Genomic DNA, 14,822 nt, shown 5'->3' with positions numbered 1-14,822 from the left:
ACGCTAAGAGAACGGAATGGACGCACTTGTCTCCGCCCAGTGGCTCGCTGCCGAGATCGGCGCGCGTGATCTCCGCATCGCCGATTGCACCTGGTTCCTGCCGGGCGAAGGACGCGACGCTCGGGCCGAATATCTAGCGGGGCACATCCCGGGCGCCGTCTTCCTCGACCTGACCGACATGGCGGATACGGGCACCAGCCTGCCGATGATGCTGCCCGGTCCCGAAAAGTTCGCCAGCCGTATGGGCCGGCTGGGCCTGGGGGATGGCACGCGCATCGTGCTGTACGATCAGTCACCGCATCATACCGCGGCGCGCGGCTGGGCCATGTTGCGCAGCTTCGGCATCAACGACGTCGCCATTCTGGACGGCGGGCTCGATGCCTGGCTCGCGGCGGGCGGCACAGTGGCGAGCGGCGAGGAAACACCCAAACCGCGGCACATCACACCGCGCGATCGCGGCAGGGCGGTTCGTGACCTCGCTCATGTCACGGCCGTTCAGGCGAGCGGTGCCGAGCAGATCGTCGACGCGCGCTCACCCAACCGGTTCGCCGGTGCCGAGCCTGAGCCGCGACCTGGCGTGACGCCGGGGCACATCCCTGGATCAACCAACCTTCATTATGCCCGCTTCTTCCATCCGGACGGCACGTGGAAGCAGGGCGATGAGCTGCGCGCTCTGTTCGCATCGGCCGGCATCGATCCGGACCGGCCAATGGTAGCGACCTGCGGTTCGGGAGTGACGGCCGCCGTCATCGCCTTTGCCGCACACCTGCTGGGTCGCGAGGTGCCGATCTACGACGGAAGCTGGGCGGAATGGGGCAGCGATCCGACCACACCAAAGGAGACCGGCGCATGAGCAAGGATCGGCCGATCGCCGACGCGACCCGCGTCGTTTCCGCGGGGCGCCGGGTGGAGTGGACGCAAGGGATCGTCAATCCTCCGGTGTGGCGCGCCTCTACCCACCTGTACGGCTCGATCGCCGAACTGCGGGAAAATGGCGCCCGCGACACCCACCACCGCTTGTTCTACGGCCGGCGCGGCAGCCCGACCCAGTGGAGCCTGGCCGACGCGCTGACGGAACTGGAGCCCGGTGCGGAGGCGACCTTCCTCTATCCATCGGGCGTAGCGGCCATTGCCGCTGCGCTGCTCAGTGTTCTGTCGCCAGGTGACGAACTGTTGGTGCCGGACGCGGCCTATGATCCGACCCGCTCCATGGCGACGGGGCTGCTGAAGCGGTTCGGCATCGCCACGCGCTTCTATGATCCGCTGGTGGGCGCCGGGATCGAGAACCTCATCGGCGAGCATACCCGCGCCATCTTCATGGAAAGCCCGGGCAGCCTGACCTTCGAGGTGCAGGACGTGCCTGCCATTGTCGCGGCGGCCAAGGCGCGTGGCATCACCACCTTGCTGGACAATACCTGGGCAACGCCGTTGCGCTTCCGCGCCATCGAAAAGGGCGTGGATCTGGTGATCCTTGCCGGCACCAAATATGTCGTCGGCCATTCGGACGTGATGTTGGGCAGCGTCACCGCTGCACCATTGCATTGGCGCCGCTTGCGCGAGACCAGCTTCCAATTGGGACAGGTCGCCAGCCCCGATGATGCCTGGCTGGGCTCGCGTGGGTTGCGCACCATGGCCGTGCGGCTGGCGCAGCATGAAACCAGCGCGCTCAAGATCGCCCGCTGGCTGGAAACACGCGCCGAGGTGGATCGGGTGCTGCATCCCGCCCTGCCCTCCTGTCCGGGCCACGAACATTTCGTTCGCGACTTCACGGGCAGCAGCGGACTGTTCTCCTTCGTGCTGAAAGGTGGCGACGAAGCCGCGCGGGCGGCGCTGATCGACGGGCTTGACCATTTCGGCATCGGTTATTCCTGGGGCGGGTTCGAGAGCCTAGCGATCCCTGCGGATCCGGAACGCCACCGTACCGCCACCGTACCGACTTTCGCTGGGCCGCTGGTGCGCCTGCAGATCGGGCTGGAGGATCCCGACGATCTGATTGCCGACCTCGCCGCCGGGCTTGACCGTTTTCGCGCGACGCTGGGATGACCTCGGTCGAAGCTTGGCTGAATGCCAACGGCCTTTCCCTGCCGTCGCGGGCCGACGCGCTGGAGGTGGCGATCGCCGGCGCGCTGATGCTGCTGGCGCTGGCGCTCGGCGTCTTCGCCGGTCGAGCGCTTGGCGTTCGCGCGGGCCAGCTGTGGAAGACCCATGTCGCCCACCACGGCGAAGGCTTGTGGGAGCGGATGCCGGCCATCATTCGACACGGGGTCACCGCGCTGGCGGCGGCGATCGTGATGTCAGCCTATCCTTGGTCCCCCTGGGGCGGGCTGCCGATCGGGCTGACGCTGGGCAGCGCGGCGGCAATGGTGGCTCATCAGATCCTGCGCGGCCTCGGCATTCCGCGCTGGGCCTCGTGGCTGGTATCCGGCATCCTGCTCGTCGCGCTGTTCAGCCGAGCGGTCGGCGGCCTGGACGCGATTACCGCAACGCTGGACGGCGTGGGCGTGGATGTCGGCAAGCGGCGCCTGTCGCTGCTCGCCATCACCAGCGCGCTGCTCGTCATCGTCATCATCGTTGCGATCGTCCGGCTGACCAATCGCATCGTCAGCCATGCCATTGCGCGCACCTCCACGCTGGACGCCACGCAGAAGCTGCTGGGACAGAAGCTCGCCACCATCGCGATCGTCATTGCGGCTTTCCTGTTCTCGATTGACCTGCTTGGCATCGACCTGACCGCCTTCGCGGTCTTTTCTGGCGCCATGGGCCTTGCCGTCGGCTTTGGCCTGCAAAAGACGGTCGGCAACTTGATTGCGGGTATCATCCTGCTGATGGATCGATCCATCAAGCCGGGCGACGTCATCGTGGTGGGCGACAGTTTCGGCTGGGTAAACAAGATCGGGGTGCGCGCCGTGAGCGTGATCACACGCGATGGCAAGGAACACCTGATCCCCAACGAAAATCTGATGACCCAGGAGGTGGAGAACTGGTCATTTTCCAACCGCAACGTCCGCGTCCGCATTCCCGTCAGGATCGGCTACGACTGCGATCTCCGGCTCGCACAGGAGCTGATGCTCAAGGCGGCCACCGAGTCACCGCGCGTGCTCGACAGCCCGAGCCCCAATGTCTGGCTCACCGGTTTCGGCGTGAACGGGGTAGAACACGAGATCCTGGCGTGGATCAGCGACCCGGAGAGCGGCGTGGGCAACGTGAAGTCCGACGTGCTCAATCGCTTGTGGTGGAAATTCAAAGAGGCGAGGATCGCCCTGCCCTTTGCCCAGCACGACATTCATGTGAAGGAATGGCCCGGGCGCCCCGGAGAAGCGCCGATGCCCATGAGCGGCGATCAACCGCAGAATTGAGGGGATCAAGGGCCGGTGGGGCAAGCGACCCGCTGCCCCTGCCTTGCCGATATCCGCCGCCCCGCTTCGACCAGGCGGCGGTTCGTGGTCAGCGTGGCGCGTTCGCGCGTGCTTCCTGCCCATCGCCTTCCGGCGCAGCGATAATGTCCCGGGTGGTCTGGCCCTTGTCGATCACGTTGGTCTGCGGATCTCCGGCTGAGGAGCGGATACCACGATCAGCGGATTGTTCGCCCGCCGCCTGAAGCGCAGCGGTTTCGCCAGCACTGCGCGGTGCGCTGCCGAACAGCGCCTCCAGCGTCTGCGCCTGGGCGCTGGTGGCCGATTGCACGCGTGCTGCGCCGGGCGTCGGGGGCACCAGCGCGAAGTCAGGTGGGATGATCAGCGACGGCTGACGCGCCACCGCGAACTCGTCAGGACGGTCACGATTGAGGCCGTTGCTGGCGCACCCGGCCAGCAGCACCGCAAGGCCAGCGCCCATGACAATCGACTTACGCATTCACATTCTCCGAAGCCATCTTGTCAGGCTTTGCCGTGGGCTTATCGCGAATCAGCAGCGCGCGCACCAGCAGAATGAGCACGCCGATGGTGATGGCCGCATCCGCCACGTTGAACACCAGGAACGGCCGCCATTCGCCAAAGTGCAGATCGGCGAAGTCCACGACATAGCCAAAACGCACCCGATCGACGATATTGCCGAGCGCGCCGCCCAGTACGAGGCCGAGCGCCAGCTTGTCCGCCGCCTTCTCCTCGCGCCACATCCAGAAGGTCACCGCACCGGCGATCGCCGCCGTCATGGCCACCAGTCCCCAGCGCGCCAGCTCGCTCTCCGCGCGCAGCAGGCCAAGGCTGACGCCCATGTTCTGCACGAAGCGAAGATCGAAGAACGACACGATCTCGCGCGATGCGCCCAGAAAGTTGATGCCCAGCGGCCCGGTCACCACCCATTTGATCAGCTGGTCGAGCACGAAGACGACTGCCGCGGCGACAAGGCCGGCAACAGGCACGCTGCGCTTCACGCCGCCACCTCGTCGTTCACCACGTCGGCGCAGCGCGCGCACAGCGCATTGTCCTCGACAACCTCGGGCAGCAGACGCCAGCAGCGCCCGCACTTGTGATAATCGGTCCGGCTCACCGTCACCTCATCGCCCGGCGATACCTTCGCCACGATGAACGCCTCGGCCAGTTGGTCGACCGGCAGCGGCGTTTCGGTGACGATCACGTCCGCCTCAAGGCTGGAGCGCACGATCTTCTCGCGCCGCAGCGGCTCGATCGCCTCGGTCACGCGCTCGCGAAGGCGTCGCACCTCGAGCCAGCGGGCGCTGACATCCTCGCCCGCTTCCGCCGGCAGTTCCGGCCAGTCGAGGAAGTGCACCGAGCCATCCTCGCTCGGGAAGCGCGATTGCCACACTTCCTCGGCGGTGAAGACCAGCACCGGCGCCGCCCAGCGCACCATGGCGTGGAACAGCACGTCCAGCATCGTGCGATACGCCCGGCGCTTCACGTCGTCCGGCGCGTCGCAATAGAGCGAATCCTTGCGGATATCGAAGAAGAAGGCCGACAGGTCCTCGTTGGCGAAATCGCTCAGCAGGCGGACATAGCCGTTGAAGTCAAAGTCGGCGATCGCGCGCTTGAGCTGCTGGTCCAGCGCATGGACCAGGTGGAGCATGTATCGCTCCAGCTCCGGCCACTCGGCGACCGGCAGCTTCTCCGCCTCGTCGAAGCCGTCGAGCGCACCCAGCAGGTAGCGGAAGGTGTTCCTGAGCTTGCGATACTGATCCGCGACGCCGGCCAAGATCTCCTTGCCGATGCGGTGATCCTCGGTGAAGTCCACCGACAGCGCCCACAGCCGCAGGATGTCCGCGCCGTAATCCCGCATCAGATCAAGCGGGTTGATCGTGTTGCCCAGGCTCTTGGACATCTTCATGCCCTTGGCGTCCATGGTGAAGCCGTGCGTCAGCACCGCATCATAAGGCGCCCGCCCGCGCGTGCCGCAGCTTTCCAGCAGCGACGACTGGAACCAGCCGCGATGCTGGTCCGAACCCTCTAGATAAAGGTCCGCTGGCCAGCTGAGTTCCGGCCAGCGCCCGCTTTCCAGCACGAAGGCATGGGTGCAGCCCGAATCGAACCAGACGTCGAGAATGTCGGTGACGCGCTCGTAGTCGGCGGGGTCACGCCCCTCGCCAAGGAAGCCAGCCGTCGCCTCGTCGGTCCAGGCATCGACGCCCTTCTCGCGGAAGGCTTCGACGATGCGCGCGTTCACCGCCGGATCGACCAGCAATTCGCCCGTCGCACGATGCACGAACAGCGCGATCGGCACGCCCCAGGCGCGCTGCCGGCTGATCACCCAGTCCGGCCGCCCCTCGACCATCGCGCCGATGCGGTTGCGCCCCTTCTCGGGCACGAAGCGAGTCGCGGCGATCGCGGCCACCGCCTTCTGCCGCAGCGTGTCGCCACCCTCGATCGGCTTGTCGACCGCGATGAACCATTGCGGGGTGCAGCGGAAGATCACCTTCGCCTTTGAGCGCCAGGAGTGCGGATAGCTGTGCTTGAAATCGTCGCTCGCGGCGATCAGCGCGCCCGCTTCGCTGAGGTCGGTGCAGATCGGCCCCTCAGCGGCGACGAACTTCTTGTTGATGACGCTGCCCTGCCCGCCGAGCCACAGCCAGTCCGGCCGGTACATGCCGCCCGCATCCACCGCGAAGACCGGATCGATGCCATGTGCCTTGCACAGCTCGAAATCGTCCTCGCCATGGTCGGGCGCCATATGGACGAGGCCAGTGCCGGCATCGGTGGTGACGAAATCGCCCGGCAGGAACGGACGCGGCTTGGCGAAGAAGCCGCCCAGCTCATGCATCGGATGGCGCGCGACGGCGCCCGCCAGCTTCTCGCCGCTGAACGCCGCCAGCACCGTCACCGTGCCCGCCGCATCGCCGATCTTCACCACCACCGGGTGGCCGATGCGGGCGCCGAAGCTCTCCAGCAGATCGCGCGCCACCAGCAGGGTGCGCGGCCCCTCCACCATGTCGTCGAAGCGCGCGAGGACGTATTCGACCTCCGGGCCATAGGCGAGCGCCTGGTTCACCGGGATCGTCCACGGCGTCGTCGTCCAGATCACCGCATGCGCGCCGACCAGCTCCGGCGCGTTCGGCGCCTCGGTGATCTCGAACGCGACGTCGATCTGCGTCGACACCACGTCCTCATATTCCACTTCGGCTTCGGCCAGCGCGGTCTTCTCGACCGGGCTCCACATCACCGGCTTGGCGCCGCGATACAGCTGGCCCGTCTCCGCGAACTTCATCAGCTCGGCAACGATCGTCGCTTCCGCGGCGAAGTCCATGGTCAGATACGGCTTGTCCCAGTCACCGTTGACGCCCAGCCGCTTCAGCTGCTCACGCTGCGTATCGACCCACTTCTGGGCATAGGCGCGGCATTCGGCGCGGAATTCCGCCGGCGGCACCTCGTCCTTGTTCAGCTTCTTCTTGCGATATTCTTCCTCGACCTTCCACTCGATTGGCAGGCCGTGGCAGTCCCATCCGGGAACGTAGGGCGCGTTCTTGCCCATGAGCGTCTGGGTGCGCACCACCATGTCCTTCAGGATATGGTTCAGCGCATGGCCGATATGCATGTCGCCATTGGCATAGGGCGGGCCGTCGTGGAGGATGAACTTCTCACGATCCGCGCGCTGCTCGCGCAGCCGCTGGTACAGGCCGAGCCGCTGCCACCGCTCCAGAATCGCGGGCTCCTTCTGCGGCAGACCCGCCTTCATCGGGAAGTCGGTCTTCGGCAGGAAGACGGTGTCGCGCCAATCCTTCTGATCGGCAGTCGCTGCGGAGGGTGTATCGTCGGCCATGAGTGCCGCGCGCATTACGGCTTTACCTCCCCTCCCTGCAAGAAGGGTTAGCGCGCGAGCAACTTTCGCGCCCGGTCGCAGTCCGCCGCCATTTGCTCTTTCAACGCTTCGAGCGTATCGAATTTCGCCTCGGGCCGCAGATAGTCGATCAGCGCCACGTCGATCGTCTGACCGTAAAGGTCACCGGAGAAGTCGAACAGATAAGGTTCGAGCAATTCCTTGGGCGGATCGAAGCTTGGCCGGATACCAAGGTTTGCCGCACCGTTGAAGACGCGCCCGTCCTCCAGCGTCACGCGTACCGCGTAGATGCCGTAGGCGGGACGCAGGTAGTTTCCGAGATCGACATTGGCGGTGGGGTAGCCAATCTCCCTGCCCAGTTTGTCACCGTGGCGCACCTCACCGCGGATGGTGAAGGGCCGCGTCAGCAGCCGTGCAGCGTCGCGTGGCCGACCCTCGCGCAGCGCGGCGCGGATCCGGGTGGAGGAGACGGTGCCTCCCTCATATGTGACGGCGCCCACCGTGTCAGCGGAGAAGCCATGCGCCTGCCCGAGCGCCGCAAGCAACGAGACATCGCCAGACCGCGCCTTGCCAAAGGTGAAGTCAGCACCAGTCACCACACCGGCGGCGCCGATCTCCTGTACCAACCGGGAGGTGACGAACGCCTCCGCCGACAAGGCGGCAAGCTCGGCATCGAAGGCAAAGACGAGCATCGCATCGACGCCCGCCGCCTGCATCAGCTCCGCCCGCTGTTCCAACGTGGACAGCCGGAACCAAGGACTGTCCGGCTTGAAGAAACGCATCGGGTGAGGATCAAAGGTCGCGACCAATGCTGGCCGCCCTTCGGCACGCGCGCGCTCGACGGCTCGCCCGACGACAGCCTGATGGCCGAGGTGAAAGCCGTCGAAGTTGCCAAGCGCGACGATACCACCGCGCAACGCATCCGACAGCGCCTCGCCCTTGCCCAGCCGGATGATCCCATGCCGATCCATGGCACGGGCGCATAGCGACGCTCGCGTCAGCGCACCAGTGTTACAAAACTATAGGCCGGCAGGTCGCCAACGGCCGGATGATCTTCGCGCCCGGTCTCGCGCCAGCCGGTAAAGGGCGGCACGATCGTGTCTCCAGCCGGCGCGGCATGGACCTCGGTAAGCTCGACCCGATCGGCAAGATCCAGGAACAAGGCAAATACATCCGCGCCGCCGATCACCGCGACATCCTCGCCGGCTGCCGCCAGTGCTTCGGCAGGTCCATGCACCACTTCCGCTCCTTCAGCAGACCAAGCGCGGTCGCGGGTCAGGACGATGTGCCGGCGTCCCGGCAGCGGCGCAGGGAAGCTTTCGAACGTCTTGCGCCCCATGATCATCGGCCGCCCGATCGTCTGCGCCTTGAACCGCTTCAGGTCGGCGGGCAGATGCCACGGCAGGCCACCGTCACGACCAATCACGCCGTTGCTGGCGCGAGCAAGATGAAGCGAAACCGTCACCGGCCGTGAACGGCGTCAGAGGATGAGCGCGCGTCAGCGCATGCCGGCGGGCTGCCGACTTGCAGCAGCATGGCAGCCAGCGTGGCCGTTGCAATCGTGATCAGATAATCCCGCATGCCAGCCTCCCTCTCTTCGACTACGGTTGTAGTCGATACGGCTGAACCCCGGGTGAACGAAGCGGTCATACAGCGACTGGCGCCTTGATGTGAGCCTGGGCGACGTAATCGTGCAGCACGAAATCCTCGAGCTCATAGGCGTCGATCGCAGACGGCTTGCGCCGGATTTCCAGCCGCGGCAGCGTGCCGGGCTCACGGCCAAGCTGGAGGCGCGCCTGTTCCAGGTGGTTGGCGTACAGGTGGCAGTCGCCGCCCGTCCAGATGAACTCGCCGGGCTCCAATCCGCATTGCTGCGCGAGCATATGGGTCAGCAAGGCGTAGCTCGCGATGTTGAACGGCACGCCCAGGAAGATGTCGGCCGACCGCTGGTACAGCTGAAGCGATAATCGGCCGTTCGCCACATAGGTCTGGAACAGGCAATGGCAGGGCGCCAGCGCCATCGCGTGGAGATCGCCGGGATTCCACGCGGTCACGATCTGGCGACGGGATGCAGGATTGGTTCGGATGTCCTCCACCAGTCCCTTGATCTGATCAATATGCCGGCCGTCCGCCGCCACCCAGTCGCGCCACTGCTTGCCGTATACCGGGCCGAGATCACCCTGTTCGTCAGCCCATTCGTCCCAGATGCTGACCTTCCGATCCTGCAACCAGCGCACGTTGGTGTCGCCACGCAGGAACCACAGCAATTCCACGATGATCGAGCGCAGATGCAGCTTCTTGGTGGTGAGCACAGGGAAGCCCTGAGCCAGGTCGAACCGCATCTGGTGCCCGAAAACGCTGAGCGTGCCCGTGCCCGTGCGATCCATCTGCTGCGCGCCCGAGTCGAGCACGCGGGCCATGAGATCAAGATATTGGCGCATGGGCCGGACGCTACAGCCGCCCCGCGGCCACGCCAAGCCGCTCGTGAACCGATCCGTTCCGGCGCAGATACCTTGCGCGGCCGATCGCAGCCAACGACTCCGTCATCATGTATGGTTTCGATCCGGCAATCAGCGGACATCTTGCCGCGATGGCGCGCGCCTTGACCGAATCGATCGCGTTCGTTTTTCTCGACGAGCGCGGAAGCACGCTCGGCCTGCATCACATCCTGTCGGCCAGCGTGTCATCAGTCGACGTGCCGCTACGCACCATCGTGGCGGTGGCCATGGCCCATGATTCGCGTGCTGTCGTGATGGCGCACAATCATCCATCCGGAGATGCCGAGCCTTCGCCGGAGGATCTTCGCACCACCCGCCGGGTGGCGGAAGCACTGGACAGCCTAGGGATCCGGCTGGTCGACCATCTCGTGCTGGCCGGTGACAGCATTGTCAGCTTTCGGGCGCGGGGCCTGCTGTGACTGGTCGAGGCGACAAGGCCGGATCGCCTCCGGCTCGGGCCGCTGTCCTATTGCGCGGAAGGTAGCGAAATATCCACCGGCCGAGGGCATGGGGGTCATCGTCACCAGCTCGTAGCCTACGGCTGCAAATTCACAGCGGAGGAGCGCAGGCGGCGTGCCGTGATTGACGGTGGTGCGATTGGCGTCGACCACCACCACAAGCCCATCCGGCCGGAGCGCCGGGCGCATCCGCCAGAGGAACTCATAGGGCTGCTCGATTTCATGATACATATGCACCATGAAGATCCGGTCGAAGCTCGCCTCAGGCAACTTCGGGTCAGCCGGTGCGCCGAGCTTCACACTCACATTGTCGAGACGCCCGCGCGCGACGCGCTCGGCAAGAGCATCGCGGACGCTCGGAACAACGTCCTGCGCCAGTACTCGCCCTTCTTCGCCCACTTTTTGGGCGAGACGCATGGTGTAATAACCCTCGCCGGCGCCGATATCCGCGACGGTCATGCCCGGTGTGATGGCGGCGCGCGTCATCACCGTGCCCGCCTCGTTCAAACGATCGCGCGCTTCCTCGTTTGACCAGCGCGACGACACGATGTGAGCCACTGGCCGGTCGGCTGCTGGGAACGGCCCCGGATCCTTGGGCTCATTCTTGAGCAAGGGCTCACCGCCCTCGCAGCCGGCCACCAGCAGCAGGAGAGCAGCCGCAGCGAGGGATCGCGCCATGCTGCGGCCATGCCGCGGGCGAGAAGCAGCGGAACGACACCCAAGCGCGGGCGCTCGCTCCCCTCGACAGGAATTCGATGAGGCGCCGAGCATCCTCAGTCGACGTCCTCCACCTCGACCGCTTCGCCCGTGACGCGCTGGGCAAGCGCGGCCGCCATGAAATCATCGAGATCGCCGTCCAGCACGTCCCCCGGCGACGTTGACGTGACACCGGTACGCAGGTCCTTCACCAGCTGATACGGTTGAAGCACGTAGGAGCGGATCTGGTGCCCCCAGCCGATATCGGTCTTGGCGGCGTTGACGGTGTTCGCCTCTTCCTCGCGCTTACGCAGCTCATGCTCGTACAGGCGCGCACGCAGCTGGTTGTACGCCTCCGCCTTGTTCTTGTGCTGGGACCGCTGGTTCTGACAGGCGACCACAATGCCAGTGGGCAAGTGGGTGATACGCACGGCCGAGTCGGTCGTGTTGATGTGCTGTCCGCCCGCGCCCGAAGCGCGATAGGTGTCGATGCGCAGCTCGCTGTCATTGATCTCGATGTCGATCGAGTCGTCGATTACCGGATAGACCCAAACGCTCGAAAAGCTGGTGTGGCGACGTGCCGAGCTGTCATACGGGCTGATGCGAACCAGTCGGTGAACGCCGCTTTCCACCTTGGCATAGCCATAGGCGTTCTCGCCCTTCACCAGCAACGTGGCAGACTTGATGCCCGCCTGCTCGCCGGAGTGATAGTCGATCAACTCCACCTTGTAGCCCTGGCGCTCCGCCCAGCGCGTGTACATGCGCTGGAGCATTTCGGCCCAGTCCTGGCTTTCCGTGCCGCCTGCGCCGGCGTTTATCTCCACATACGTGTCGTTGGCGTCGGCTTCGCCCGACAGCAGCGCCTTCACCTTGTCCTTCTGCGCGCGCTCCGCAAGCTGGGCGAGAGCAGCCGTGCCCTCCGACGCCATTTCCTCGTCGCCCTCGGCCTCTGCCATCTCGATCAGCTCTGCAGTGTCGCTGAGTTCGCGCTCGATGGTGCGGGTCGCGGTGATCGCCTCGTCCAGCCGGCGACGCTCACGCATCACGTCCTGAGCCGCCTTGGGATCGTTCCACAGCGTCGGGTCCTCGACCCGCGCATTCAGTTCATCGAGCCGCCGCAGCGCACGATCCCAGTCGAGACTGCGCCGGAGCAGCGCGAGCGCCTCGTTGATCGTGTCGGCATGGGCCTGCGCTTCGGCGCGCATTATCTTTCTCCACTTCTTACATCATTCCAGCGGGCTGGAATCTCGTGCGGCACGAGCAATGCTTCGTAACCGGGAGATCCCAGCTTGCGCTGGGATGACGATATTTGGTTGGCGGACTTAGGACCAGAACGGCGGCAGGACAATGCCAGCGCCGACCGCTCAGTAAATGCCGCCCTCGCGCTGCAGGAAGTCGCTGTCGCTCGGCTGCGTGCGGGCACCGGTGGCGGTCGGCGCGGCCGTGGGCTGGGCGGTCGGCCTACGCGGCGCGCGGCGCGCTTCCGCCTGCGGCTTGAACGCTTCCCAGATCACCGCGGGCTTCGGATCATTGTCGTTCGGGAACGTGCCGAACACCGGTCGACCGCTGGCCCGGTCGATCCGCACCATGCGGATCCCGGCCGGGGCGCGGAACGGCAGCGGGTCCATTCCCTCATAAGCCTTGATCGCCCATTGCTTGAAGATCGGCGCGGCGAGCGTTCCGCCTTGGGCGTAGCCACCCAGGTTCACCGGCGAATCATACCCGATGTAGACACCCGCCACCATTTGCGGCGTACCGCCGATGAACCAGACGTCCTTCGGACCCGAGTTGGTGCCAGTCTTGCCAAAGATCGGGCGATTGAGATCCCGCAGCACCGTCGCGGTGCCGCGCTGGATCACCCCTTCGGCAATGTGCACCATCTGATAGGCCGACATGGCATCCAGCACCTGCCGGCCACGGCGCGCGGGACGCGGCATCGGCTTTCCATCCCAATCAGGCATGTTGCAGCGATCGCAGGCGCGCCAATTCTCCGGCCAAATCACTTGGCCGCGACGGTTCTGAACGAAGTCGATCAACGTGGGTGCGTGCCACCGGCCCTGGTTAGCGAGGACACCATAAGCGTTGACCATCTTCATAACGGTCGTCTCGCCGGCGCCCAGCGCGTAGGAAAGATAGGGCTGATAGTCGCCGATCTCCATCGCCTTCATCAGGCGGACGACATTCGCCATGCCCGTCTGCGCCGCGGCACGCACCGTCATCAGGTTGCGCGACTGCTCAACGCCCCATCGCATCGTATGCGGCCCGGCACCGCGCGAATTGCCGAAGTTGCGGAAGCACTTCTGGCCAAGCCGTGGTCCTTGATCCACGCAGAACGGCCCGTCCACGATGATGGAGGCGGGCGTCATGCCGTGTTCCAGCGCAGCGGCATAGACGATCGGCTTGATGGTGGAGCCCGGCTGCCGCATCGCCTGGGTGGCGCGATTGAACGACTGAAGCGACGCGTCGAAGCCGCCCTGCATCGCCAGGATGCGGCCAGACTCCGGCTCCTGCACCACGAACCCGCCAGAGATCTTGGGCACGGACCGCAGGGCGAACTGACTGCCCGAGGGGGCGACCGCGATCACATCGCCCGGTTTCAGCGTGCCGAAAGCCGGCGTGCTGCTGCCGCGGGTCGGCATCTGCGCGCCCCAGCGCGGCAATGTACCCCGGTCCCCGTTAGCGAAGCCGATCTGTGCTTCGCTGTCTCCCCGCGAGATCACAATGGCCGCGCGCCAGTCCGCATGATCGAGGTTGATGTTGGTGTTCAGCAACGCGACCTGCCACCGGTCCCCGTCGATTTCCACATGGCGGAGCGGGCCCGAAAAGCCGCGGCCGCGATCATAGCGCAGCAAGCCGTCCCGCAAGGCTTCAGCCGCCGCTGCCTGAACGCGCCGGTCCAGCGACGTGCGCACCCACAGACCGCCGGAATAAACGCTATTGGCGCTGTCCCGAGCGGTTTCGCCGAACCGGCTGATGAGCTCGCGCCGAACTTCCTCCACGAAGTAGCCGCCGACCCGCTCGAACTTTGGCACGCGCCGAACGATCGCGCCAATCGGTTGCGCCTGCGCCTCGCTACGCTGCGCTGCCGTGATGAAGCCGTTGCGCTCCATCTCACCCAGGGCCCAGTTGCGCCGCTCCAGCGCCCGTTCGGTATCCCGGAACGGATCATAGTTTGCCGGCCCCTTCGGCAGGATGGCAAGATAGGCCATCTGCGAAAGGCTCAGCTCATCCAGTTCCTTGTCGAAATAGGCGTGGCTGGCCGCTTCGACGCCATAGGCATTCCGGCCAAGGAAGATCTGGTTGAGATAGAGCTCAAGGATTTGCTGCTTGGACAGCGTGTCCTCGATCCGCCACGCGAGGATCGCTTCCTTGATCTTGCGGGTCGGCGAATATTCGTTGCCGATCAGCAGGTTCTTGGCGACCTGCTGCGTGATCGTGGACCCGCCGCGCGCGCGCTGGCCACTGCCGAGCTTGGAAACATAATCCACCACCGCACCGGCAAGGCCCGGATAGTCGACGCCGTGATGTTCGAAAAAGGTCTTGTCCTCCGCGGCCAGGAACGCCTGAACCAACGTTTTGGGATATTCCGCAAAGGAGAGCTCGACCCGCCGCTCGCGCGCATAGGAATAGACGGGAGCACCATCGATGCCGCGCACATTGGTAGGGAGCGGCGGCTCGTACGTACGCAGTTGTTCCACCGACGGCAGATCGCGGGTGATGAAATACCAGCCGCCGCCCAGCAGGAGCAGCCCGATCGCGGCAAGCACGGCCAGCACCTTCACCCACCAGCGCGCCCACAGCCGCGACAAGCGCTCGCCAAGGCCGCTGGTGCGCCGTTGCACCGTCATGGGTTCGGGGGGAGTGGACGCCATACGCGACGCCGGTGTTTAGGGAGCGGCCGTGCGGCTGGCAACATCAAGCCCGTACGCCGCGCGCCGGATCGAGA

General features: G+C 65.5%; 13 protein-coding genes. 4 read left to right on the top strand and 9 right to left on the bottom strand.

Annotated features, from left to right (window positions below):
• The first annotated feature begins 16 nt into the window (after positions 1 to 16).
• From LK535_RS06860 to LK535_RS06850, 3 genes are read left to right on the top strand one after another with little or no spacing between them, the layout of a single operon-like run.
• Positions 17 to 853, top strand: coding sequence for a sulfurtransferase (locus LK535_RS06860; protein ID WP_227771170.1), 837 nt, complete (start codon positions 17 to 19; stop codon positions 851 to 853).
• Complete coding sequence (gene metC / locus LK535_RS06855) at positions 850 to 2,043, top strand: cystathionine beta-lyase (RefSeq protein ID WP_227771169.1); 1,194 nt, start codon at positions 850 to 852, stop codon at positions 2,041 to 2,043. Before LK535_RS06860 ends, metC begins: the two co-directional genes overlap by 4 nt.
• Positions 2,040 to 3,356, top strand: a complete 1,317-nt coding sequence (locus LK535_RS06850) for a mechanosensitive ion channel family protein (protein WP_227771168.1) — start codon at positions 2,040 to 2,042, stop codon at positions 3,354 to 3,356. Before metC ends, LK535_RS06850 begins: the two co-directional genes overlap by 4 nt.
• An 88-nt stretch (positions 3,357 to 3,444) precedes the next feature.
• Here the strand turns inward: LK535_RS06850 and LK535_RS06845 are convergent, their stop codons facing one another.
• The 6 genes from LK535_RS06845 to LK535_RS06820 form a co-directional block, all read right to left on the bottom strand.
• The gene (locus tag LK535_RS06845; RefSeq protein ID WP_227771167.1) at positions 3,445 to 3,852 is read right to left on the bottom strand and encodes a DUF3035 domain-containing protein; all 408 of its coding nucleotides are present in this window, start codon (positions 3,850 to 3,852) and stop codon (positions 3,445 to 3,447) included.
• Positions 3,845 to 4,372, bottom strand: a complete 528-nt coding sequence (lspA, locus tag LK535_RS06840; RefSeq protein WP_227771166.1) for a signal peptidase II — start codon at positions 4,370 to 4,372, stop codon at positions 3,845 to 3,847. Before lspA ends, LK535_RS06845 begins: the two co-directional genes overlap by 8 nt.
• Positions 4,369 to 7,221: an isoleucine--tRNA ligase gene (ileS, locus tag LK535_RS06835; RefSeq protein ID WP_227771165.1), complete on the bottom strand. Its 2,853-nt coding sequence runs from the start codon at positions 7,219 to 7,221 to the stop codon at positions 4,369 to 4,371. Before ileS ends, lspA begins: the two co-directional genes overlap by 4 nt.
• A gap of 32 nt (positions 7,222 to 7,253) precedes the next feature.
• Complete coding sequence (locus tag LK535_RS06830; RefSeq protein WP_227771164.1) at positions 7,254 to 8,195, bottom strand: bifunctional riboflavin kinase/FAD synthetase; 942 nt, start codon at positions 8,193 to 8,195, stop codon at positions 7,254 to 7,256.
• A 26-nt stretch (positions 8,196 to 8,221) separates the two neighbouring features.
• The gene (locus LK535_RS06825; RefSeq protein ID WP_227771163.1) at positions 8,222 to 8,689 is read right to left on the bottom strand and encodes a dihydrofolate reductase; all 468 of its coding nucleotides are present in this window, start codon (positions 8,687 to 8,689) and stop codon (positions 8,222 to 8,224) included.
• Positions 8,690 to 8,870: 181 nt separating this feature from the next.
• On the bottom strand, positions 8,871 to 9,665 hold the full coding sequence (locus tag LK535_RS06820) for a thymidylate synthase (RefSeq protein ID WP_227771162.1): 795 nt from the start codon (positions 9,663 to 9,665) through the stop codon (positions 8,871 to 8,873).
• 107 nt (positions 9,666 to 9,772) lie between these two features.
• On the opposite strand from LK535_RS06820, the gene LK535_RS06815 reads away from it, so the two are divergent.
• Entirely contained in the window at positions 9,773 to 10,141 is a 369-nt protein-coding gene (locus tag LK535_RS06815; RefSeq protein WP_227771161.1) for a JAB domain-containing protein, read from the top strand.
• On the opposite strand, the gene LK535_RS06810 is transcribed toward LK535_RS06815, so the two are convergent.
• The 3 genes from LK535_RS06810 to LK535_RS06800 all read right to left on the bottom strand — a co-directional run bounded on the left by LK535_RS06810 (position 10,064) and on the right by LK535_RS06800 (position 14,748).
• Positions 10,064 to 10,858, bottom strand: coding sequence for a class I SAM-dependent methyltransferase (locus tag LK535_RS06810; protein ID WP_227771160.1), 795 nt, complete (start codon positions 10,856 to 10,858; stop codon positions 10,064 to 10,066). The two genes, LK535_RS06815 and LK535_RS06810, sit on opposite strands and share 78 nt — an antisense overlap.
• Before the next feature lie 95 nt (positions 10,859 to 10,953).
• Positions 10,954 to 12,081 carry a peptide chain release factor 2 gene (prfB, locus tag LK535_RS06805; protein ID WP_227771159.1) on the bottom strand — a complete coding sequence of 376 codons (1,128 nt, stop codon included), beginning with the start codon at positions 12,079 to 12,081 and terminating at the stop codon, positions 10,954 to 10,956.
• A 159-nt stretch (positions 12,082 to 12,240) separates the two neighbouring features.
• Complete coding sequence (locus LK535_RS06800) at positions 12,241 to 14,748, bottom strand: penicillin-binding protein 1A (RefSeq protein WP_415837101.1); 2,508 nt, start codon at positions 14,746 to 14,748, stop codon at positions 12,241 to 12,243.
• Between the last annotated feature and the right edge of the window lie 74 nt (positions 14,749 to 14,822).

Source organism: Sphingomonas sp. IC4-52 (genome assembly GCF_020707225.1).
GTDB lineage: Bacteria > Pseudomonadota > Alphaproteobacteria > Sphingomonadales > Sphingomonadaceae > Sphingomonas.
Note: the sequence above shows the minus strand (reverse complement) of the source record. Positions and strands in the feature narration are given on the sequence as shown.

What these genes read in the sequence shown, in the direction of transcription:
- LK535_RS06830 (WP_227771164.1), bottom strand. Translation starts at nt 8,195, where the DNA reads ATGGATCGGCATGGGATCATCCGGCTGGGCAAGGGCGAGGCGCTGTCG.
- LK535_RS06820 (WP_227771162.1), bottom strand. Translation starts at nt 9,665, where the DNA reads ATGCGCCAATATCTTGATCTCATGGCCCGCGTGCTCGACTCGGGCGCG.
- ileS (WP_227771165.1), bottom strand. Translation starts at nt 7,221, where the DNA reads ATGCGCGCGGCACTCATGGCCGACGATACACCCTCCGCAGCGACTGCC.
- LK535_RS06845 (WP_227771167.1), bottom strand. Translation starts at nt 3,852, where the DNA reads ATGCGTAAGTCGATTGTCATGGGCGCTGGCCTTGCGGTGCTGCTGGCC.
- LK535_RS06810 (WP_227771160.1), bottom strand. Translation starts at nt 10,858, where the DNA reads ATGGCGCGATCCCTCGCTGCGGCTGCTCTCCTGCTGCTGGTGGCCGGC.
- LK535_RS06800 (WP_415837101.1), bottom strand. Translation starts at nt 14,748, where the DNA reads ATGGCGTCCACTCCCCCCGAACCCATGACGGTGCAACGGCGCACCAGC.
- LK535_RS06815 (WP_227771161.1), top strand. Translation starts at nt 9,773, where the DNA reads ATGTATGGTTTCGATCCGGCAATCAGCGGACATCTTGCCGCGATGGCG.
- LK535_RS06860 (WP_227771170.1), top strand. Translation starts at nt 17, where the DNA reads ATGGACGCACTTGTCTCCGCCCAGTGGCTCGCTGCCGAGATCGGCGCG.
- LK535_RS06850 (WP_227771168.1), top strand. Translation starts at nt 2,040, where the DNA reads ATGACCTCGGTCGAAGCTTGGCTGAATGCCAACGGCCTTTCCCTGCCG.
- metC (WP_227771169.1), top strand. Translation starts at nt 850, where the DNA reads ATGAGCAAGGATCGGCCGATCGCCGACGCGACCCGCGTCGTTTCCGCG.
- prfB (WP_227771159.1), bottom strand. Translation starts at nt 12,081, where the DNA reads ATGCGCGCCGAAGCGCAGGCCCATGCCGACACGATCAACGAGGCGCTC.